24 protein-coding genes are annotated in these 20,425 nt (G+C 74.7%); 15 read left to right on the forward strand and 9 right to left on the reverse strand.

Annotated elements, in window-relative coordinates:
- Positions 1 to 780: a maleylpyruvate isomerase N-terminal domain-containing protein gene (locus tag O2W15_RS08355; RefSeq protein WP_269179072.1), complete on the reverse strand. Its 780-nt coding sequence runs from the start codon at positions 778 to 780 to the stop codon at positions 1 to 3.
- A gap of 26 nt (positions 781 to 806) precedes the next feature.
- Positions 807 to 1,652: a class I SAM-dependent methyltransferase gene (locus O2W15_RS08360; protein WP_269162848.1), complete on the reverse strand. Its 846-nt coding sequence runs from the start codon at positions 1,650 to 1,652 to the stop codon at positions 807 to 809.
- A 40-nt stretch (positions 1,653 to 1,692) separates the two neighbouring features.
- On the opposite strand from O2W15_RS08360, the gene O2W15_RS08365 reads away from it, so the two are divergent.
- The gene (locus O2W15_RS08365; RefSeq protein WP_269179073.1) at positions 1,693 to 2,727 is read left to right on the forward strand and encodes a UDP-N-acetylmuramate dehydrogenase; all 1,035 of its coding nucleotides are present in this window, start codon (positions 1,693 to 1,695) and stop codon (positions 2,725 to 2,727) included.
- On the forward strand, positions 2,724 to 2,999 hold the full coding sequence (locus tag O2W15_RS08370; protein ID WP_269179074.1) for a hypothetical protein: 276 nt from the start codon (positions 2,724 to 2,726) through the stop codon (positions 2,997 to 2,999). The genes O2W15_RS08365 and O2W15_RS08370 overlap by 4 nt, the downstream gene beginning before the upstream one ends.
- Here O2W15_RS08370 and O2W15_RS08375 read toward each other — a convergent pair.
- Both O2W15_RS08375 and O2W15_RS08380 read right to left on the reverse strand, forming a co-directional pair.
- Positions 2,996 to 3,469 carry a GNAT family N-acetyltransferase gene (locus O2W15_RS08375; RefSeq protein ID WP_269179075.1) on the reverse strand — a complete coding sequence of 158 codons (474 nt, stop codon included), beginning with the start codon at positions 3,467 to 3,469 and terminating at the stop codon, positions 2,996 to 2,998. The two genes, O2W15_RS08370 and O2W15_RS08375, sit on opposite strands and share 4 nt — an antisense overlap.
- A gap of 131 nt (positions 3,470 to 3,600) precedes the next feature.
- Positions 3,601 to 4,386, reverse strand: a complete 786-nt coding sequence (locus O2W15_RS08380) for an SDR family oxidoreductase (RefSeq protein WP_269162852.1) — start codon at positions 4,384 to 4,386, stop codon at positions 3,601 to 3,603.
- Positions 4,387 to 4,497: 111 nt separating this feature from the next.
- Between O2W15_RS08380 and mshA the strand changes: the two genes are divergently transcribed.
- The 5 genes from mshA (at position 4,498) to O2W15_RS08405 (ending at position 10,257) form a co-directional block, all read left to right on the forward strand.
- Positions 4,498 to 5,892, forward strand: coding sequence for a D-inositol-3-phosphate glycosyltransferase (gene mshA / locus O2W15_RS08385; RefSeq protein WP_269179076.1), 1,395 nt, complete (start codon positions 4,498 to 4,500; stop codon positions 5,890 to 5,892).
- Positions 5,889 to 6,413 carry a YbjN domain-containing protein gene (locus O2W15_RS08390; RefSeq protein ID WP_269179077.1) on the forward strand — a complete coding sequence of 175 codons (525 nt, stop codon included), beginning with the start codon at positions 5,889 to 5,891 and terminating at the stop codon, positions 6,411 to 6,413. The genes mshA and O2W15_RS08390 overlap by 4 nt, the downstream gene beginning before the upstream one ends.
- A complete protein-coding gene (locus O2W15_RS08395; protein ID WP_269162855.1) occupies positions 6,410 to 7,969 on the forward strand; it encodes an MFS transporter in 1,560 nt (519 codons plus the stop codon). Before O2W15_RS08390 ends, O2W15_RS08395 begins: the two co-directional genes overlap by 4 nt.
- Positions 7,970 to 8,180: 211 nt before the next feature.
- Positions 8,181 to 9,440: an aminotransferase class I/II-fold pyridoxal phosphate-dependent enzyme gene (locus tag O2W15_RS08400; protein WP_269162856.1), complete on the forward strand. Its 1,260-nt coding sequence runs from the start codon at positions 8,181 to 8,183 to the stop codon at positions 9,438 to 9,440.
- Positions 9,441 to 9,492: 52 nt separating this feature from the next.
- Positions 9,493 to 10,257, forward strand: coding sequence for a phosphoglyceromutase (locus O2W15_RS08405; RefSeq protein ID WP_269162857.1), 765 nt, complete (start codon positions 9,493 to 9,495; stop codon positions 10,255 to 10,257).
- Between the two features lie 60 nt (positions 10,258 to 10,317).
- Here O2W15_RS08405 and phoU read toward each other — a convergent pair whose 3' ends face one another.
- On the reverse strand, positions 10,318 to 10,986 hold the full coding sequence (phoU, locus tag O2W15_RS08410) for a phosphate signaling complex protein PhoU (protein ID WP_269162858.1): 669 nt from the start codon (positions 10,984 to 10,986) through the stop codon (positions 10,318 to 10,320).
- Between the two features lie 261 nt (positions 10,987 to 11,247).
- Between phoU and O2W15_RS08415 the strand changes: the two genes are divergently transcribed.
- A complete protein-coding gene (locus O2W15_RS08415; RefSeq protein ID WP_269179078.1) occupies positions 11,248 to 12,552 on the forward strand; it encodes a sensor histidine kinase in 1,305 nt (434 codons plus the stop codon).
- Positions 12,549 to 13,229: a response regulator transcription factor gene (locus O2W15_RS08420; protein ID WP_036333121.1), complete on the forward strand. Its 681-nt coding sequence runs from the start codon at positions 12,549 to 12,551 to the stop codon at positions 13,227 to 13,229. Before O2W15_RS08415 ends, O2W15_RS08420 begins: the two co-directional genes overlap by 4 nt.
- A 261-nt stretch (positions 13,230 to 13,490) precedes the next feature.
- On the opposite strand, the gene O2W15_RS08425 is transcribed toward O2W15_RS08420, so the two are convergent.
- Positions 13,491 to 13,709, reverse strand: coding sequence for a DUF3072 domain-containing protein (locus O2W15_RS08425; RefSeq protein ID WP_269179079.1), 219 nt, complete (start codon positions 13,707 to 13,709; stop codon positions 13,491 to 13,493).
- 10 nt (positions 13,710 to 13,719) lie between these two features.
- A complete protein-coding gene (locus O2W15_RS08430; protein ID WP_269179080.1) occupies positions 13,720 to 13,977 on the reverse strand; it encodes a hypothetical protein in 258 nt (85 codons plus the stop codon).
- 81 nt (positions 13,978 to 14,058) lie between these two features.
- Here O2W15_RS08430 and O2W15_RS08435 point away from each other — a divergent pair, with 81 nt between their 5' ends.
- Complete coding sequence (locus O2W15_RS08435; RefSeq protein ID WP_269179081.1) at positions 14,059 to 15,144, forward strand: helix-turn-helix domain-containing protein; 1,086 nt, start codon at positions 14,059 to 14,061, stop codon at positions 15,142 to 15,144.
- Here O2W15_RS08435 and O2W15_RS08440 read toward each other — a convergent pair.
- Positions 15,040 to 15,879, reverse strand: coding sequence for a hypothetical protein (locus O2W15_RS08440; protein WP_036333128.1), 840 nt, complete (start codon positions 15,877 to 15,879; stop codon positions 15,040 to 15,042). The two genes, O2W15_RS08435 and O2W15_RS08440, sit on opposite strands and share 105 nt — an antisense overlap.
- A gap of 88 nt (positions 15,880 to 15,967) precedes the next feature.
- Between O2W15_RS08440 and O2W15_RS08445 the strand changes: the two genes are divergently transcribed.
- On the forward strand, positions 15,968 to 16,912 hold the full coding sequence (locus O2W15_RS08445; RefSeq protein ID WP_269162863.1) for a Ppx/GppA phosphatase family protein: 945 nt from the start codon (positions 15,968 to 15,970) through the stop codon (positions 16,910 to 16,912).
- Positions 16,912 to 17,892: a hypothetical protein gene (locus O2W15_RS08450; protein WP_269179082.1), complete on the forward strand. Its 981-nt coding sequence runs from the start codon at positions 16,912 to 16,914 to the stop codon at positions 17,890 to 17,892. Before O2W15_RS08445 ends, O2W15_RS08450 begins: the two co-directional genes overlap by 1 nt.
- A 9-nt stretch (positions 17,893 to 17,901) precedes the next feature.
- On the opposite strand, the gene O2W15_RS08455 is transcribed toward O2W15_RS08450, so the two are convergent.
- The gene (locus O2W15_RS08455; protein WP_269179083.1) at positions 17,902 to 18,447 is read right to left on the reverse strand and encodes a type 1 glutamine amidotransferase domain-containing protein; all 546 of its coding nucleotides are present in this window, start codon (positions 18,445 to 18,447) and stop codon (positions 17,902 to 17,904) included.
- A 58-nt stretch (positions 18,448 to 18,505) separates the two neighbouring features.
- Between O2W15_RS08455 and proC the strand changes: the two genes are divergently transcribed.
- The 3 genes from proC (at position 18,506) to O2W15_RS08470 (ending at position 20,416) form a co-directional block, all read left to right on the forward strand.
- Positions 18,506 to 19,336 (forward strand): pyrroline-5-carboxylate reductase, encoded by an 831-nt coding sequence (proC, locus tag O2W15_RS08460; protein ID WP_269179084.1) that lies wholly within the window; start codon positions 18,506 to 18,508, stop codon positions 19,334 to 19,336.
- A gap of 288 nt (positions 19,337 to 19,624) precedes the next feature.
- Positions 19,625 to 19,963, forward strand: coding sequence for a helix-turn-helix domain-containing protein (locus O2W15_RS08465; protein ID WP_269163062.1), 339 nt, complete (start codon positions 19,625 to 19,627; stop codon positions 19,961 to 19,963).
- A gap of 354 nt (positions 19,964 to 20,317) precedes the next feature.
- Positions 20,318 to 20,416, forward strand: a complete 99-nt coding sequence (locus tag O2W15_RS08470) for a 30S ribosomal protein bS22 (protein ID WP_012854759.1) — start codon at positions 20,318 to 20,320, stop codon at positions 20,414 to 20,416.
- Positions 20,417 to 20,425: the final 9 nt, after the last annotated feature.

Genomic DNA, 20,425 nt, shown 5'->3' on the forward strand with positions numbered 1-20,425 from the left:
TCAGCGGCCCCGCAGCAGGGCCTCGGCGGCCCGGTCACCGTGCACGGTCACCTCGGCCGGACGTCCCCACAGGTGCAGGAGCAGCCGGGCCGCCGTCCCGGACAGCTGGGCGTCGGCGTCCGCGGTGGCGCCGTCGGTGCACCGGACGGCGCCGTCGGCGACCTCCACGGTCCAGCCGCGCTCGAGGTCGGTCGCGGTGACGCCGACCGACGTCCGGGCGGTGAGCAGCGGGGCGGTGTGCTGCCAGCGGGGGAGCACGACGGCCAGCAGCTCGTCGACGCCGTCACCGGCCAGCACCGGGTCGACGGGAGCGTGGTCCAGGGACGCGGCCGCCTCCAGGTCCTGCCGGTGGACGGTGTGCTCGTGCGCCTGCCGCCGGGCCCAGTCGCGGGCGGTGCGGCCGGCGGCCGGGCTCATGTGCCAGGCGGGCGCATCGGGGTCGGTGGTGCGCAGCGTGGCGACCAGCTCGGTGAGGCCCAGGGCGTACCAGCCGTGCAGGTCGTCGTGCGGCGGGGCGATGCCGTCGTAGGAGCCCGGTGGGCGGGTGTGACCGGCCCGCAGGATCCCGGTGACCCAGCGGTGCACCGCACCGAGGTGGGCGATCAGGTCGCGGGCCGTCCAGCCGGCCACCCAGGGCACCTCGGTCTGCAGCCCACCGGTGGCCGGGGTGCGCCCGGCGTCCAGCTCCTGGGCGAGCACCCCGATCCGCTCGCCGTCTCCCACGACGGCGGTGATGCACCGGTCGTGCAGCTCGTCGGGGGTGAGGAGGGGTGCGGGCACCTCGTCATCGTGCCGCACGGCGCGGGTCAGGTCGGCGCGACCGCCGACCAGCGGACGCTGACCTCGCCGTGCTTCCACCGCCGGGTGGGTCCGACCAGCGGCCAGCCGGCGTCGGCGAGGGACTCGACCGCGGCGGCCCAGCGCTGCCGTGGGCCGAACGTCGACAGCCCGGCCGCGGAGGCCCAGGCGGTGTCGAAGGCGGTGAGGAAGGCGTGCACCGGCTGCCCGGGCACGTTGTGGTGGATCAGCGCCTTGGGCAGCCGCTCGGCCAGGTCGGAGGGGCGCTCCAGGTCCGACACCCGGGCGGCCAGGGTCAGGGTGAGCGGGCCGTCCTCGTCCAGGGCCACCCAGGTCGCCCGTCGTCCCCACTCGTCGCAGGTGCCCTCGACCAGCAGCCCCCCGGGTGCGAGCGCGGCGCGCATCGTGTCCCAGGCCCGGCCGGCGGACTCCTCGTCGTACTGGCGCAGCACGTTGAACGCCCGCACCAGCACCGGGCGCAGGCCGGCCAGCTCGAAGCCGCCGAGCCGGAAGTCCACCCGCGGCGGGTCGCGGTCGTCGGCCACCGCGGCCACCCGCTCGGGGTCGATCTCCAGGCCGACCACCTCGAGCCGGTCGACCTCCGGGGCGAGCCGGTCGACCAGCTCCAGCGTGGTGACCGCCGACGCCCCGTAGCCGAGGTCGACGACCAGCGGCCGGGCGGCGTCGCGCAGCCGGGCCACCTGGGTGGCCACCAGCCAGCGGTCGACCCGACGGAGCCGGTTGGCGTTCGTGGTGCCCCGGGTCGGCAGCCCGAGGGCGCGGGCGCGGCCCGCCGCCAGCCGGGGGGCCTTGCGGACGGGCGGCAGCGACGCACGTTGGGTGTGGTCGCTCACGGTGCACGAGGTTAGTCGTGGCGCCGATTACCGTGGTGGCGTGCAGGTACGCCATGACGCCCAGCTGGCGGACCTGACGACCCTCGGGGTCGGCGGTCCGATCGAGCGGTTGGTCGAGGTCACCGGCCGCGACGAGCTGGTCGCCGCCGTCCGGGACGCCGACGACGCCGGCCGCCCGCTGCTGGTGCTCGGCGGCGGCTCGAACATCGTGGCCCCGGACACCGGCTGGCCCGGCGACGTGGTGCTGGTGCGCACCCGGGGCATCTCCCGCACCGACACCGCCGACGGCGTCGAGCTCGAGGTCGAGGCCGGTGAGCCCTGGGACGACCTGGTCGCGCACACCGTGGCCCAGCAGCTGGCCGGGATGGAGGCGCTGTCCGGCATCCCCGGCTCGACCGGCGCCACCCCGGTGCAGAACGTCGGCGCCTACGGCCAGGAGGTCGCGGCGCTGATCACCTCGGTGCGGGTGTACGACCGGTCCGCCGGGGCCGAGCGGGTGTTCCTCCCCGCCGAGCTGGGCTTCGCCTACCGGGACAGCCGGCTCAAGTCCCAGCCCGGCGCGTACGTCGTCCTCTCGGTGACCTTCCTGCTGCGGGCCTCGGAGCAGTCGAGCCCGGTCAGCTACGCGGAGCTGGCCAAGGCGCTGGGCGTCGAGCTGGGGGAGACCGCGCCGCTGGCCGCGGTGCGGGACGCCGTGCTGGGCCTGCGCCGCGGCAAGGGGATGGTCTGGGACCCGGCCGACCCCGACTCGCGCAGCGCCGGGTCGTTCTTCACCAACCCGGTCGTGCCGGTCGGCACCGCGGTGCCCGAGTGCCCGTCCTGGCCGGCCGGGATCGGTGCCGACGGGGCCGCGCAGGTGAAGCTGAGCGCGGCCTGGCTGGTGCAGCACTCCGGCTACGGGAGGGGCACCCGCGCCGGGAAGGTCGGGACGTCGTCGCGGCACAGCCTGGCGCTGACCACCGAGCCCGGCGCCACCGCCACCGAGCTGATGGCCTTCGCCGACCGGGTGGTCGCTGCGGTGCGGGAGCAGTTCGGCGTCACCCTGGTGCCCGAGCCGACCGCGGTGCGCCCGTGAACCCGGCCGAGTCGCTGCAGCTGGGCGCTCTCTACGACGCGCTGCGCACCCCGGCCCCCATGCCTGCCGACCCCACCCAGCTCACCAGCTGGATGGCGCGCGTGGAGGCCGACGCCGCGCTGACCGGGCTGATCTCCCGGGTGTTGAACTCCGGCAGCGCCACCGAGGCCGAGGTGACGGACGCGCAGGCGCTGTTCGAGAAGAGCGGCACCGCCGCCGACCCGGCGCGGGTGGCCCGCGCCTACGACGTCCTGCACCGCAACGCGGACTAGGACAGTGCCCGGGAGAGCGTGACCTGCTCCTCGGCGTAGCCGAGCCGGGCGTACAGCTCCCGCGCCGAGTGGTTGGCGCTGCCGGTGTCGAGGGTGACCCGGTGCAGCCCGCGGGAGCGCGCCCATGCCTCGACCGCAGCGACCAGCAGGGTGCCGACGCCGCGGCGGCGGGCGCCGGGCGCGACCACCAGCTCACCCAGGTAGACCTCGCGCTCGCCGCTGAAGTGCCGCCGCGCGCTCGCCCCGGCGAACCCGAGCACGCCCTCCTCGGCGCTGGTGGCGACCAGCAGCAGGTGGTCGTCATCGGCGGCGGCCCGGCAGGCGTCGACCACCCAGCTCGCCGCCGCGGCGGCCGCGCCGTCCGCGGGTCGCCACGTCGCGATCCCGGCAGTGAGCTCGCCGGCCAGCGCCTGCACCGCGTCGTGGTCGGCGGGGACGGCCGGGCGGATCGTCAGTGGGAGACCCTGCACGGGCAGATCATGTCGGACGGGGACGTCTCGATGAAGGGGATCGGCTGCCGACGTCGAGATCCGGCTGGGTGCTGGGTCGGTGGGCCCGGAGACAGCGCTCAGCCGGATCTCGACGTCGTCCGGGGCGGTTCTCAGTCGGACTCGCGGTGCACCTTGTGCTGGGCGGCCTGCGCGCGGGGCCGGACGACGAGCAGGTCGACGTTCACGTGGTGCGGCCGGGTGACCGCCCAGGCGATGCAGTCGGCGACGTCGGCGGCGACCAGCGGCTCGCGCACCCCGCGGTAGACGGTGTCGGCCTTCTCCTGCGACTTCGTGCGGTTGAGCGAGAACTCCTCGGTCTTGACCATCCCGGGCGCGATCTCGACCACCCGCACCGGCTCGGCCACGAGCTCCAGTCGCAGCGTCTCGGCCAGCGTGTGCACGCCGTGCTTGGCCGCGGTGTAGCTCGCCCCGCCCTCGTAGCTGACCAGCCCGGCGGTCGAGCCGACGAACACCAGGTCGCCGGCGCCCGAGGCCCGCAGAGCCGGCAGCAGTGCCTTGGTCACCCGCACCGTCCCCAGCACGTTGACGTCGTAGGTGCGCTCCCAGGAGTCCAGGTCGGCGTCGGCGACCGGGTTGCTGTCGAAGGCGCCGCCGGCGTTGTTCACCAACACGTCGACCCGGTCGAGCCCGTCGGCGAGGGCGGCGACGGAGGTGGGATCGGTCACGTCCAGCTGCACCGCCCGGCCGCCGATCCGCTCCGCCAGCTCGGTCAGCCGGTCGATGCGGCGGGCGGCCAGCACGACGGAGAAGCCGTCAGCCGCCAGCCGTTCGGCGGTCGCGGCGCCGATGCCGCTGGAGGCGCCGGTGACGACGGCGACGCGGCCCGACCCGGCGGAGGGGGCGCTGGAGGACGACGGGGCGACGGGGCTGGACATGTGCCCATCCTGGCGCTGTTGCACACTGAGAGCACGACAGGGGTGCCCGCCCGGGTGCCGTACGACCACTCAGGCCGGCACCAGGCCCGACGTCCGAGCGGGAGGAGTTCCGTGCCCGCTCGCCGCTCTCCGCGCCAGCCCACGCCGTGGCGGGCCGGCGCCGTGCCCGAGCCCGCCGCGCCGGTGCTGCCGCGCCGGGTCGCGACCCTGTCGGTGCACACCAGCCCGCTGGAGCAGCCGGGCGCCGGTGACGCCGGGGGCATGAACGTCTACGTGGTCGAGGTGTCCCGCCGGCTGGCCGACCGCGGGATCGCCGTCGACGTGTTCACCCGGGCCACCTCCAGCGAGCAGCCGCCGGTGGTCGAGATGAGCCCGGGCGTGACCGTGCGGCACGTGAGCGCCGGCCCCTTCGAGGGCCTGGGCAAGCAGGAGCTGCCCGCGCAGATGTGCGCCTTCACCGCCGCGGTGCTGCGCGAGGAGGCCCAGCACGAGCCGGGGCACTTCGACGTCGTCCACTCCCACTACTGGCTGTCCGGCCAGGTCGGCTGGCTGGCCCGCGACCGCTGGGGCGTGCCGCTGGTGCACTCGGCGCACACGCTGGCGAAGGTGAAGAACGCCGCGCTGGCCGAGGGCGACGAGCCCGAACCGCGCACCCGGGTGATCGGGGAGCAGCAGGTCGTCGCGGAGGCCGACCGGCTGGTGGCCAACACCGCCGAGGAGGCCCGGCAGCTGGTCGACTTCTACGACGCCGACCCCCGCCGCACGCTGGTCGTCCCGCCCGGCGTCGACCTGGACGTCTTCCGGCCCGGTGACCGCCGCGGCGCCCGGGCGCGGATCGGGGTGGCCCCGGACGCCGTCGTCCTGCTGTTCGTCGGCCGGATCCAGCCGCTCAAGGCCCCGGAGATGCTGCTGCACGCCGCGGCCCGGATGCTCGCCGCCGACCCGGCCCTGCGCGAGCGGCTCGAGGTGCTGGTCGTCGGTGCGCCCAGCGGGTCGGGGCTGGCCGAGCCGCAGCGGCTGCAGGAGCTGGCGGTCTCCCTGGGCGTCTCCGACGTGGTCCGCTTCCTGCCGCCGCAGGCGCCCGCGCAGCTCGCCGACCACTACCGGGCCGCCGACGTCGCCGTCGTCCCCAGCCACAACGAGTCCTTCGGCCTGGTCGCGCTGGAGGCCCAGGCCTGCGGCACCCCGGTGGTCGCCGCGGCGGTCGGCGGGCTGCCCACCGCCGTCGACGACGGGGTCTCCGGGCTGCTGGTCGCCGGCCGCGACCCGGAGGCCTACGCCGCGGCCATCCGCCGGGTGCTGGCCCGCCGTGAGCTGCTCGCTGCCGGCGCCCGGCGGCACGCCGCCGCGTTCAGCTGGGACCGCACCACCGACTCGCTGGTCGACGCCTACGCCGCGGCGATGAGTGAGATGGGCCGGCGCCGGGTGCGCAGGGCACACCGGGCCGCCGAGGCCGTGCGGGTGCTGACCGGCGGGAACAGCCTCGGGGGTCGGGCCCGGCGATGAGCGAGCGCAGCATCCCCGAACTCGACGCGGTCGTCGAGGAGACGCTGCGCGCGGCCGAGCTGGAGCACGAACACCCGGGGTCGGGTCGCTTCGTCGTCACCCTGCCCGGCACGAAGAAGCTCAAGACGGTCGTCGGGCTGACCATCGGCGCACACGCCCTCACCATCGAGGCGTTCGTCTGCCGGCAGCCCGACGAGAACCGGGAGCAGGTGTGGGCCTGGCTGCTGCAGCACAACGCGCGCAGCTACGGGGTCAGCTACTCGATCGACAGCGTCGGTGACGTCTACCTGACCGGCCGGCTCCCGCACGCGGTGATCACCCCCGAGGAGATCGACCGGCTGCTCGGCTCGGTGCTCACCTACGCCGACGACCACTTCAACACCCTGCTGGAGATCGGCTTCGGTACCTCGATCCGCCGCGAGTGGGACTGGCGGGTCAAGCGCGGGGAGTCGCTGCGCAACCTGGAGGCCTTCGCCGCCTTCGCCGACCCCGCCCGGCGGCCCCGGGACCCGCAGGGGTGAGCACCACCGAACGCCCGGCGCCGGCGACCGACCAGCTGCCGCCGGGCTACGAGCGCCGCTGGTGGGTGCTCGGCACGATGATCGTCTGCCTGCTCATGGTCATCATGGGCAACACGATCCTGAACGTCGCGCTGCCCACCCTGCAGCGGGAGCTGGACGCCACCCAGGGTGAGCTGCAGTGGGCGATCGACTCCTACATCCTGGTGTTCGCCGGGCTGCTGTTCAGCTGGGGTGTCATCGGCGACCGGATCGGCCGGCGCAAGGTGCTGCTGGCCGGGCTGACGATCTTCGCGCTCGGGTCGGTGCTGGCCGCCTTCAGCGACTCGGCGCTCGAGCTGATCGGCTGGCGGGCGCTGATGGGCGTCGGCGGCGCGGCGATCCAGCCGGCCACCCTGGCCGTGATCACCAACGTCTTCCCCTCCGGTGAGCGGGGCCGGGCGATCGGCCTGTGGGCCGGTGCCTCCGGGCTCGCCGTCGCCGGTGGGCCGCTGGCCGGTGGCCTGGTGCTGGAGCACTTCTGGTGGGGTGCGGTCTTCCTGCTCGGCGTCCCGGTCGCGGCGGTCGGTGCGGTCGGCGTCCTGACCGTCGTCCCCGAGTCCAAGGACCCCGACCCGGGCCGGCTCGACGTCCCCGGCGTGCTGCTGTCCATCGCCGCACTGGTCGGGGTGGTCTACGGGATCATCCGCGGCGGCAGCGAGGGCTGGAGCGAGCCGCAGACCTGGGGACCGCTGGCCGCCGGCGTCGTCCTGCTGGTCGTCTTCATCTGGTGGCAGCGGCGCACGGCGCACCCGGCGCTGGACGTCTCGCTGTTCCGCAACCCGGCCTTCTCCGCGGCGGCCGGCGCCCTCGCGCTCAACTTCTTCGCCCTGCAGGGGGCGACGTTCTACCTCGTCTACTACCTGCAGGGCGTGCGCGGGTACTCCCCGCTGGAGAGCGGGGCCTCGCTGGTGCCGGTCGCCCTGGGCATCGCGCTGACCGCGCCGCGCACCTCGCGGCTGGCCGAACGGTTCGGGGCCAAGGCGGTCTGCGCCACCGGCTTCACGCTGATCGCGCTCTCCTTCGCCGGCATCCAACTGCTGGACGCCGATGCACCGGTCTGGCTGGTGCTCGCCGACCTCGCGCTGCAGGGCATCGGCATGGGGGCGGTGATGGCCCCGGCGACCGAGTCGATCATGTCCGTCGTCCCGCGGGAGAAGGCCGGTGCCGGGGCGGCCGTGAACAACGCGGTGCGCCAGGTCGGCGGCGCGCTCGGCGTGGCGATCCTCGGCTCGGTGCTGGCCACCTCCTACGCCAACCGGCTCGGGGACGACGTCCTGGCGCTGCCTGCCGGGGCGCGGGACCAGGCGGGGGAGTCGATCGTGGCGACGCTCGCCGCGGTGGAGGACGCCGAGGCGACCGGCGGGGAGGCCGCCGCAGCTGCCGCGGCCGTCGTCGACCCGGCCCGGGAGGCGTTCGTCGGTGCCATGCACCTGACCGCCGTCGGCACCGCGGGCGCCGCGGTGGTCGCCGCGATCGTCGTCCTGGTCTGGCTCCCCGGCCGGCGCCGGACCAGCTGAGCCGTCCGCCCCCTCGCGTGACCGGGTGTCACCCGCCCGGGCCCTGCCGGCTGCCCCGACCCGACACGCTCCGTCGAGGAGTGACCCGTCCCACGCCTGCTCGGGTGACCCTCGACCGGACTGAGCGGTATCCGTTGACCACGGAGCGTGTTGGCCGCCAAGGTCAGGGGTGAACGGCTGCGATCCCCGCGCCGACTGCGAGGAGCTGCCCGTGTTCGACGCTGCCCGGTCCGTCCCCACCCGCCGCGACCCCTTCGCCCCGCTGCTGGAGAGCACCCGCGCGGAGATGATGCGGCGGCACGTGCGGGAGGGGATGGCCACGCACTCGGTGCCCACCGCCGGGGCACCCGAGCCGCTCACGGTGTTCGACGACGGCCGCACCCGGATCAACCTGGGCACGAACAACTACCTCGGCCTGGCCGGTGACCCCCAGGTGGTCGAGGCCGCGGTCGCCGCCCTGCGGCAGTACGGCACCAGTGCGGCCGGCAGCCGCATCCTCAACGGCACCACCCGCCTGCACCTGACCCTGGAGCGGGAGCTCGCCGAGCACCACGGCACCGAGGACGCGGTGCTGACCTCCGCCGGGGTCAACGCCAACGCCGCCATCCTCTCCACCATCGGCGCGCCCGGCGACGCGCTGCTCGTCGACGCCCACGCCCACGCCAGCCTGCACGCCGCGGCGGCCGCCAGCCGGGGCACCGTGCTCCGCTTCACCCACAACTCGGTGGCCTCGCTGGAGCGGCGGCTGGGGCGCCTGGACCCCGAGGCCGGGGCGGTCGTGGTCGTCGACGGCGTCTACTCGATGAGCGGGGAGTCGGCGCCGCTGGCGGCGATCGCCGGCCTCTGCGGGCGGTTCTCCGCCCGCCTGGTGGTCGACGAGGCGCACGGGCTCGGGGTGCTGGGGGCCAACGGCCGGGGCGCCGCCGAGGCGGCCGGTGTCCTGGACCGGGTCGACGCGGTCACCGTGGCGTTCAGCAAGTCGCTGGCCAGCGTCGGCGGCGCGGTGCTCACCTCGCGCGCGGTCGCCGACGGCATCCGCGCCTCGGCGATGCCCTACATCTTCAGCGCCGCGAACGCCCCGGCAGCGGTCGCCGCCGCGCTCGCCGCGCTCCGCGTGCTGCGCCGGGAGCCGGAGCGGATGCAGCGCCTGCGGGACAACGGGGACCTGCTGCGCCGGGTGCTCACCGAGTGCGGTGCCCCGCCCCTGCCCGGCAAGGGCGCCGTCATCGCCGTCCGCACCGGCGAGGACGAGGCCACCCGCAGCGCCTGGGCCGCCGCCCACGAGGCCGGGGTCTACACCAACGCGGTCAGTTACCCGGCCGTCCCGCGCGGACAGGGCGTGCTGCGCCTGGCGGTCATGGCCACACACACCGAGGAGCAGCTGCGCCGGGCCGGGGAGCTGGTGGCCGCCGCCGTCCGCGGGGTGCGCTCCCCGGAGCCGACCGGCGCGATGGCCGGCGCGATGGCGTGAGGCCGCCGGGCTGCCGTGCACGGGCCGGGTGGCGGTCGGGCAGGATGGCCGCGTGAGCGACACGACGAGCACCGGGACCCTCATCCTGCTCCGCCACGGCGAGAGCGAGTGGAACAAGGCCAACCTGTTCACCGGCTGGGTGGACGTCGAGCTGTCGGAGAAGGGGCGTGCCGAGGCCGCCCGCGGCGGGCACCTGCTCGCCGAGCAGGGGCTGCTGCCCGACGTCCTGCACACCTCGCTGCTCAAGCGGGCCATCACCACCGCGGAGCTGGCGCTGGCCGCGGCGGACCGGCAGTGGATCCCGGTCCGCCGCTCCTGGCGGCTCAACGAGCGGCACTACGGGGCGCTGCAGGGCAAGGACAAGGCAGCCACGCTCGCCGAGTACGGCGAGGAGCAGTTCATGACCTGGCGGCGCAGCTACGCCACGCCGCCGCCGCCGATCGAGGCCGGCAGCGAGTACAGCCAGGACGGCGACCCCCGCTACCGGTTCCTCCCCTCGGAGGCCCGCCCGGCCACCGAGTGCCTGGCCGACGTCGTCGTCCGGATGCTGCCGTACTGGTACGACGCGATCGTGCCGGACCTGCGCAGCGGTCAGACCGTCCTGGTGGCCGCGCACGGCAACAGCCTGCGCGCCCTGGTGAAGCACCTGGACGACATGGGTGAGGACGAGGTCGTCGGGCTGAACATCCCCACCGGCGTCCCGCTGCGCTACGACCTGGACGCCGACCTGCGGCCGGTCACGCCCGGCGGCCAGTACCTCGACCCCGATGCAGCCGCCGCCGCGATCGAGGCGGTCAAGAACCAGGGCAAGAAGTAGCAGACGAGGAGGGGCCCGGGCACATCGCGCCCGGGCCCCTCCTCGTTCGCTGGGTGGTGCTCAGCGAGGGTCGGTGACCGCCAGGGTCGGCTTCTCGCCGGTGACCAGGAAGACCACCCGGCGGGCGACGCTGACCGCGTGGTCGGCGAAGCGCTCGTAGTAGCGGCCCAGCAGGGTGACGTCGATGGCCGACTCCATGCCGTGCACCCAGGTCGGGGCGAGGAGCTCACGGAACAGCTGCTTGTGCAGCTGGTCCATCAGGTCGTCCTCCGCCTCGAGCTCGACGGCCGCCTCGACGTCCCGCTTGGCGATCACCGTGCCGGCCTTGGTCACCAGGCTCTCCGCGATGTGCCCGGCCTCCAGGAAGACCGGCCGGACCTCCTGCGGCACCGCGTGCTCCGGGAAGCGCATCCGGGCCACCTTGGCGATGTGCTCGGCGAGGTCGCCCATCCGCTCGAGGTCGCCGACGATCCGCATGGCCGTGGTGATGGTGCGCAGGTCGGTGGCGACCGGCTGCTGGCGGGCCAGCAGGGTGAAGCAGCGTTCCTCGATGCTCTCGCGGACGGCGTCGATGCGCTCGTCGCCGGCGATCACCAGGTCGGCGAGGGCGACATCGGCGTCCAGCAGGGCGGTCGTGGCCGTGCTCATCGCCGAGCCGACCGAGTTCGACATCTCCACCAGACAGGCGTTGATGTCGTCCAGTTCCTCGCGGTAGCTCTCTCGCAACACGGTTCCTCCTCGTCCCGTCGCCGCGCGCAGGCGGCACCCGGGGGACGGCGACCCGGGACGACGCGATCCCCCCCGCGTGTGCGCCGCCGGCGGATTCGTCGGTCGCGACACGTGTGTGTTCGAGGGTAGAGACCCGGTTCCACGCCTGAGGAGGCCGCCAGGTGAACGGCCAGGGGCCCGACGGTGAACTCCTCCGACCCGACCGGGTGACAGCCACCGAGGATGCTGGTCCGCGCCCGGGTCCTGTCTAGCATCGGACCTGTGGACCCGGTCGTCGCCCTGCTGGTGGGCCTGGTGCTCGGCCTGCTGCTGGCGGCGTCGGCGGCACTGGTCGTGCGGTCCTCGCGCGCCCGGCGGCAGGCCCAGGCCGACCAGCAGGCCGGTGCGGCCGATCGCGCCGAGCGCCGCACGGACTCCGACGCCGCGATGAGCCGCCGGCTGGTCGACCTGATGGACCCCGCCGTCGTCCTGCTCGGCCGTGACGAGGCGGTGCTGCTGGCCAACGCCTCCGCCCGGGCGCTGGGCGTCCTGCGCGGCAACCGGCTGCTCGTCCCCGGGCTGGTCGAGGTGGCCCGCGAGGTGCAGGTCACCGGGAGCCAGCGAGCCGACGTCGCCCTGCCCAGTGACCTGGTGGGAGCAGGGCCGCGGATGGTGGCCGTGCACGGCATCCGGCTCGGGACCGGGCCCGCCACCTCCCCAGGGCCGGTCGCGCTGGTGCTGCAGGACGTCACCGAGGCCCGGCGGGTCGAGGCGGTCCGCAAGGACTTCGTGGCCAACGTCGGGCACGAGCTCAAGACCCCGGTCGGCGCGCTCGCGCTGCTGGCCGAGGCGGTGCAGGACGCGGCCGACGATCCGGAGACCGTCCAGCGGTTCGCCGCGCGGATGAGCCACGAGGCCGACCGGCTGTCCCGGCTGGTCCGCGAGCTGATCGACCTCTCCCGCCTGCAGGGGGCCGAACCGCTGCCCGAGCTGGTGCCGGTCGCGGTGGGCACGGTCGTCTCCGAGGCCGTGGACCGGACCCGGGCCGCCGCTGCGGCGAAGGACATCCAACTGGCCGTCGCCGCCCAACCCGGCCTCGTGGTCCGCGGGGTCGAGGCCCAGCTGGCCACCGCACTGACCAACCTGCTCGCCAACGCCGTCGCCTACAGCCCCGGCGGCACCACGATCGCGGTCGGCGCGCGCGCCCGGTCCGGGTTCGCCGAGGTCGCGGTGACCGACTCCGGCATCGGCATCCCCCGCTCCGACCGCTCGCGGGTGTTCGAGCGCTTCTACCGGGTCGACCAGTCCCGGGCCAGCGCCACCGGGGGCACCGGGCTGGGGCTGGCGATCGTCAAGCACGTGGCCACCAACCACGGTGGCTCGGTGACGGTCTGGAGCGAGGAGGGCCTCGGCTCGACCTTCACCCTGCGCATCCCCCTCGCGGCAGACGCCGACGGGGCGATGGACGACGACGGTGCGCCCGAACGGCCACCGGTACCACCACTGCGCAGCCGCCAGACAACCGATCAAGGCCCCTCAGGGGCCGATGATGGACCCTCCGGGGTCCTGCAGAAGGGACGGTCATGACCCGAGTGCTCGTGGTGGAGGACGAGGAGTCCTTCTCCGACGCGCTGTCCTACATGTTGCGGCGGGAGGGCTACGACACCGTCGTCGCCTCCACCGGGACGGACGCGCTCGTCGAGTTCGACCGGGCCGGGGCCGACATCGTGCTGCTGGACCTGATGCTGCCCGGCTTGTCGGGCACCGAGGTCTGCCGGTCGCTGCGCGCCAAGAGCTCCGTGCCGATCATCATGCTCACCGCCAAGGACGCCGAGATCGACAAGGTCGTCGGGCTCGAGCTGGGGGCCGACGACTACGTCACCAAGCCCTACTCCGCCCGGGAGCTGGTCGCCCGGATGCGGGCCGTGCTGCGCCGCGGCACCGAGGCCGAGCCCACGGCCGAGGGCGCCCTCGTCGCCGGACCGGTACGGCTGGACGTCGACCGGCACGTCGTGGCGGTCGACGGCCAGACGGTGTCGCTGCCGCTCAAGGAGTTCGACTTGCTGGAGCTGCTGCTGCGCAACGCCGGCCGGGTGCTCACCCGCGGCCAGCTGATCGACCGGGTCTGGGGCGCCGACTACGTCGGGGACACCAAGACCCTCGACGTCCACGTCAAGCGGCTGCGCGCCAAGCTCGAGCCCGACCCGGCCAACCCGCGCTACCTGGTCACCGTCCGGGGGCTGGGGTACAAGTTCGAGGCGTGACTCATTGCGATCCTCCGGATCGCACCGCGGCCAGGTGCCGGGTCACCTCGTGCTGAGCCGTTTCCCGTCACGCCGGAGGTGGACCCTGCGGGCCCGCCGTCCGGCGTGACCGCCTCCGGCGTCTCGGACCCCGCGACCAGGTGCGGGCTTGCCCTGCGGTGAGCCCTTTCCCGTGACGTCGGAGGTGGACCCTGCGGGCCCGCCGTCCGACGTCACCGCCTCCGGCGTGACCACTGGTGGCAGTGGTCGGCGGCCTGCGTGCTACTGGCCGCGGCCGGTCTCTTCCTGGAGTTCGTCGATCTTCTTGGAGGCGTCGGCCTTGCTGATGTCGTCGGGGACGTCCTCCTCGGCCTCGCGGGCCAGGGTGTTCAGGTAGCTCTTCTGTGCGCCGGTGGCCGGCTCGTCGCCGGTGACCCAGTCGTTGGGGTCCTTCTCGGCGCTCTGCGGGCTGTCCGGGCCGGTGCTGTTCGATTCGCTCATGTGTTCGAAACTACGCGGGCTGTCGGAGCCGTGCAGCTCGAGCGGCGGCGGCCGTCGCCGCCTGGACGGCTGCCTGCTGCGCGGCCCGGGTGGCGAGCTCGGCGCGGCGGTCCTCCCACCGCCGTCCGGTGCGGAAGACGTGGGTGCCGCCGCAGGACGGGCACTCGACCGCGACGGCGATGTGCGTGGGGTGGTTGGCGACCGATCGGATCCGCCGGTCGGCGACCAGCTCGTCGGTCCGGGTGACGGGGCAGGTGATCAGCAACATGTGGAGAGCGTCGCGCTCGGTGGACGACCGGACGAGTGGCAGGACTGACCACGACCGCGTCTGTTCTGCCATCCTGTCGGCATGACCACTCCTGGTGCCCCGGTCGTGGTGAGCGTCGTCGTCGCCGATGGCGTCGTCGGCAGCTTCGGGCTGGGGGTGACGTCGGAGGTCTTCGGCTACGACCGCACCGCGATGGGCCTGCCGCTGTTCGACTTCGCGCTGGTCACCGAGGTGCCCGGTGTGGTGCGCACCGACACCGGTGTCCGGCTGCTGGTCGACGACGGGCTGGAGCGGCTGGCGGTCTCGGACATCGTGCTGATCACCGCCTGGGAGCTGTACGAGCGTGAGCCCTCGGCCGCGCTGATCGCCGGGATCCGCGACGCCCATGCCCGGGGTGCGATCGTGGTCAGCCAGTGCACCGGCGCCTTCGTCGTCGCCGCCGCCGGGCTGCTGGACGGCTGCCGCGCCACCACGCACTGGCGCCACGCCGGCGAGCTGGCCGCGCGGTTCCCCGCCGTGACGGTGGACCCCGCCGTCCTCTACGTCGACTGCGGTCGGCTGATCACCGGTGCGGGGACGGCCGCCGGCGTCGACACCCTGCTGCACCTGGTGCGCCGGGAGTGGGGCACCGCAGCGGCGAACGCGCTCGCCCGGGAGATGGTCGTGCCCCCGCACCGGGACGGGGGGCAGGCGCAGTACATCGACACCCCGGTCGCCCGCTGCGAGGACGACCTGCTGGGCGTCGTCCTGGAGTGGGCCCGGGCGCACCTGGCGGAGGAGATCAGCGTCGAGCTGCTCGCCCGCCGGGCACTGATGAGCCCCCGCAGCTTCGCCCGCCGGTTCAAGGCCACCACCGGGACGACGCCGCACGCCTGGCTGCTCGGTCAGCGGCTGGCCGCGGCGGAGGCCCTGCTGGAGGGCAGTGACGCCCCGGTCGAGGAGATCGCCCGGCTGGTCGGCTTCGGCACCGCGGCCGGCCTGCGGGAGCAGTTCACCCGGCGCCGCGGGGTCTCCCCGCGGGCCTACCGGCAGACCTTCCGGGCCGGCGCCCGCCCGGGTGGCTCAGTCGGGACGGCGACGGTGCAGCTCCACCGGCACTGGCCGGGGGCTGGCGGGGTGGGGAGCGACGAGGCCGGCGTCCAGGCGGGCCTCGGTCAGCCGGCGTAGCTCGGCGTACGCGGCCGGCCCGAGCAGCGCGACCAGCTCGGGGCCGTAGGTCTCCACCAGCGGCTCGGCGGCGACGTGCGCCGTCGGCGAGCCCGTGCACCACCAGTGCAGGTCGTGCCCGCCGGGACCCCAGCCACGCCGGTCGAACTCGCCGATCGTGGAGACGAGCACCCGGCTGTCGTCGGGGCGGTCGACCCACTCCTGCTCCCGGCGCACGGGCAGCTGCCAGCAGACATCGGGCTTGGTCTCCAGGGGGTGCCGGCCCTGGCGCAGTGCCATGGCGTGCAGCGCGCAGCCGGCCCCGGCCGGGTGCCCCGGCCGGTTGAGGAAGACGCAGGCGCCGTCCACCACCCGGGTGCGCAGCGCCTGCTCGGCGTCCTCGCCCGGTGCCGGCTCGGTCAGGGTGTCCGGTTCGGTCCAGTCGTCCCGGCCGGGGGTCGTGCCGGGATGCCGCTGCCAGTCCGCGGGCGTCAGCTCGCCGACCGACTCCTCGACCCGGGTGAGGTCGTCGGTGTCGGTGAAGAAGGCGCCGTGGTTGCAGCAGCCGTCCTCGGCGCGGCCGGCCACCACCCCGGCGCAGCCACGACCGAAGACGCAGGTCCAGGCGCTGGTCAGCCAGGTGAGGTCGGCCCGCACGAGGTGCTCCGGATCAGCCGGGTCCAGGAACTCGATCCACTCGCGGGGGAAGTCCAGCCCGACCTCGGGAGGGCTGTCGGCGGCTGTGCTCGGGTCCACCGGCGCAGCCTAGTGAAAGGACCCCCTCCCCCTCACGCCTCGCCCGCTCGCCGCGAGCCTCCGGAGGGGGCCAGGCAGACTCTCGGGCATGCGACTCGGGGTGCTGGACGTCGGCTCGAACACCGTGCACCTGCTGGTGGTGGACGCGCACCGCGGTGCCCACCCCACGCCGATGCACGACGACCGCTCCGTGCTCCGGCTCGCCGAGCACGTCGGCGCCGACGGCAAGCTGTCCAAGGCGGGGGAGAAGGGCCTGCTGCACGCGGTGCAGAAGGCGAAGCAGCAGGCGGCCGAGCAGCGCTGTGACGAGCTGCTGGCCTTCGTCACCTCGGCGATCCGCGATGCGGAGAACGGGGCTGCGGTGCTCCGCCGGGTCCGCGAGCAGACCGGCGTCGACCTGCAGGTGCTCACCGGCGAGGACGAGGCCCGGCTGACCTTCCTCGCCGTGCGGCGGTGGTTCGGCTGGAGCGCCGGGCGGCTGCTGGTGCTCGACATCGGCGGCGGCTCGCTCGAGCTGGCCACCGGTGTCGACGAGGACCCCGACGTCGCGCTGTCGGTCCCGCTGGGCGCCGGCCGGATGACCCGCCGGTTCCTGCCCGACGCCGAGACCGGGAGCCGGCCCGACCTGTCCGCGCTGGCAGAGCTCGCCGACCACGCCACCGACGTGTTGGCCCCGGTCGGCAGGAAGCTGCGTGACGCCGGCCCGCCGGACCTGGTGGCCGCCACGTCCAAGACCTTCCGGACGCTGGCCCGGCTGGCCGGCGCGGCTCCGTCGGCCGCCGGGCTGCGCGCCCCGCGCGAGCTGACCGCCACCGGGCTGGCCCAGGTGCTCGGCTTCGTCTCCCGGATCGAGTGCACGGCGCTGGCCGAGCTGCAGGGGGTGTCTGCGGCCCGGGCGCACCAGGTCCCGGCCGGTGCCGTCGTGGCGCAGGCCGCGATGCGGTCGGTGGACGTACCGTTCGTGCGGATCTGCCCGTGGGCGCTGCGTGAGGGCGTCATCCTGCGGCGCCTGGACCAGCTGGAAGGAGCGTGATGACGCAGCCCAACCCGTCAGGGGAGTACAGCGTCCGCTCGCTCGCCGAGATCCTGCGCGAGCACGGTCTGGAGAGTGAGCTCGGCACCCGCCCCGGCCGTCGACGGCAACCCAACGGCGACGTCGAGTCCACCGGCCGTTCGGCGCGGGTGGACACCGGTACGGGGTCGTCGCGGGCGGAGGCGCCGGTGCGCTCGCCCTCGGCCACGCCGAACGGCCGCTCCGCCACCCCGCCCCGCTCCCCGGAGCGCGCGCCGTCGGTCCCGGTCTGGACCCCGGCTCCCGAGCCGAAGGCGCGGCCGGCAGCCGGGCTGCTGAGCCCCCAGACACCGCCGGCCGCCCCGGCGTCGGCCCGGCCGGCGGCCGGGCGCGCGGACGAGGCGCCCCCCGCGGTACGCACCGGTCGGCGGAAGTCCGATGCCGCCCCGACCGGACCGGGTGCAGAACCGCTCTTCGGTACCGGGCCCTCCACCGCCGCCATCCCGGCGGCGGCCCCGACGACCTCGTCGAGCCCGACCTCCACGCACAGCAGGTCCGCGCCGACGGGCTCCACGGGGGCGACGGCTCGGGGCGCCACCGGCGCGGGGCGGCGCGGCGCCGACCACCCGGTCACCGGCCCGATCCCGGTCGTCTCCGCGGCGCAGGCCGAGGCGGCCAGGGGTGAGGCCGCCAAGGCCGACGAGGAGCCGCTGACCGGCCGGGAGAGCGTGCTGGCCTGGGCGCGGTTCGCCGGCGAGATGGTGGTCGCGCTGGCCGCCGGCATCGGCGTCTACTTCGCCTTCACCGTGCTGTGGGAGCTGCTGCCCTACGTCGCCCTGGTCGCGGCCCCGGTGACGGTGACCGGTCTGGTCGCCGGAGTGGCGGCGTACCGGCAGCGCCGTGGTCAGGGTGCGCTGCCGGTCCCGTTGCTGGCGGTGCTGCTGCTGGCCGGGACGGTGCTGGTGATCGCCCCGGCCGCGGGCCTCCTCGCCGGCAGCTGACCTGCCCGGTCAGCCCGCAGCGGCGATCTGCTCGACGAGGGTGCGCCCGAACGCCGGCAGGTCGTCGGGGTTGCGGCTGGTGGTCAGGTTGCCGTCGACGACGACCTCCTCGTCGACCCACTCGGCGCCCGCGTTGCGCAGGTCGGTCTGCAGGGAGGGCCACGAGGTCATCCGGCGGCCGCGGACGACGTCGGCCTCGGCGAGCACCCACGGGGCGTGACAGATGGCAGCCACCGGCTTGCCGGCGTCGAAGAAGGCCTTCACGAACCGGACGGCCCCCTGGTCGGCGCGCACGAAGTCGCCGTTGATCACGCCGCCGGGCAGCACGAGCGCGTCGTAGCTGCCGGGGTCGGCGTCGGACACCGCGACGTCGACGTCCTTGGTGTCGCCCTTGTCGATGTGCTGGTAGGCGGTGATGGTGCCGGCCTCGAGCCCGATGAGCTCCGGCCGGGCGCCGGCGTCCACCAGCGCCTGCCACGGCTGGTCCAGCTCTGCCTGCTCGACGCCGTCGGTGGCGAGCACGGCCACTCGCTTGCCGTTCAGTTCTCCGGACATGGCGGACCGCTACCCCGGCACCTCCGGACGCACACGCCCGGGCACTACGGTCGCGGACATGATCGATGCAGGGCACGCGGGTCCCGACGCACGGCTGGCCGTCATCGGTGGCGGCAAGATCGGTGAGGCGCTGCTCGCCGGCCTGGTCCGCCAGGCGGGGGACGGGCGGGAGTTCCTGGTCGTCGAGCGCAGCCCGGAGCGGGCGGCCGAGCTGACGGCTCGGTACGGCGTCGGCACCACCGACCTCGCCGGGGCGGCTGCCCGGGCGAGGGTGCTGCTGCTGGCCGTGAAGCCGCAGGACATCGACACGCTGCTGGCGGCGCTGGGCCCGCACGTGACCCAGGAGCACCTGGTGGTCTCGGTGGCGGCGGGGGTGCCCACCAGCCGGGTCGAGGCGGCGCTGCCGGCCGGCACCCCGGTGGTGCGGGTCATGCCCAACACCCCGGCGCTGGTCGACGCGGGTATGAGCGTGCTCTCGGCCGGGGCGCACGCGACCGAGGCGCACCTGGACGAGGCGGAGGCGCTCCTGCTGCCGGTGGGGCAGGTGCGCCGGGTGCCGGAGAGCCAGCAGGACGCCGTGACCGCGCTGTCGGGCAGCGGACCGGCCTACTTCTTCTTCCTGGTCGAGGCGATGATCGACGCCGGCATCCTGCTCGGGCTGCCCCGCACGGTCGCCGCCGACCTGATCGTGCAGACCGCCTACGGCGCGGCGGTCATGCTGCGTGACTCCGGAGAGCACCCGGTCCAGCTGCGCGAGGCGGTCACCAGCCCCGGCGGGACGACGATCGCCGCCATCCGGGAGCTGGAGCGGCACGGCGTGCGGGCTGCGCTGATCGCCGCGATCGAGGCGGCGCACCAGCGTTCGGTGGAGCTCGGCCGCACCTCCTGACCCGCTGACGCCGGGCTGAATCACACGCATGTGGTTTTCCACAGAAATCTGTGGAGAACGGCCCCTGTGGAGCTTGTCGACTTGGGGACAACACGCCGTGACGGGTGTGTCACGCGGTGTTTCTGTCCACTTGTGCCCAGGACGGACCGGTCCGCCTGTTCGTTTCACCCATCGCTTCTGTCACTCCGGTCCCCTTACGCTCTGTTCCAGCACATGAGCGTTCTGTTCGCCGGTGGGGAAGCCGGTGGCCGCACATGGAGCTGAGAACCGGAGATGATCCACGTGACCATGCCCCAGCGCGCCGCCGTCCAGACCGTCCGTCCGGGTGTCCCGATGCCCCGCCAGATGGGTCGGCCCATCTCGGCCGCCTCGATGGCCCGCCCGGTCCCCGCCGCCCACCCGGCCTCGATGCCGCTCGGTCGCCCGGCCGCCGTGCCGGCGCCCCGCGCCGCCGTCTCGTTCCTGACCGTCGCCGAGGTCGCCGCCCTGATGCGCGTCTCCAAGATGACCGTCTACCGGCTCGTCCACGGCGGGGAGCTCGCCGCCGTCCGCGTCGGCCGTTCCTTCCGGGTGCCCGAGCGCGCCGTGCACGAGTACCTGCGCGACGCCTACACCGACATCGCCTGAGCGGAGGACCCCACTGCCCCCCGCTACTCGCACCTCGTGTCGGGGCCCTGCAGCGGAGCCGTTCCAGCACGTCACCCGCTCAGGCGGGACCCGGGAAGAAGGCCTGACCCTCGCGCCACCCACCGCTCGCACGTCCGCGGTGGGAGCGCGTGAGGCGGCTCTCCGGCACCTCGCCGGGCGGGCGTTCCCGCTCGGGGGCACCCGCCGGGTAGTCTCGGGTGCTGAGCGGTGCCACCCCCCGGGGCGGGCCGCGCACGAGCTGATCACCTCGCCCGGCGCCCGGACCACGGATCCGCGTGACCACCCCGGTCACCACCCCCGGCCGCCGAGCGAAGACGACGTCGGGAGCGGGACATGGGTTCTGTCATCAAGAAGCGCCGTAAGCGGATGGCGAAGAAGAAGCACCGCAAGCTGCTCAAGAAGACCCGCGTCCAGCGGCGCAACAAGAAGTGAGCTGACGCT

It is taken from the genome of Modestobacter sp. VKM Ac-2979 (assembly GCF_026967995.1).
Classification (GTDB): Bacteria; Actinomycetota; Actinomycetes; order Mycobacteriales; family Geodermatophilaceae; genus Modestobacter.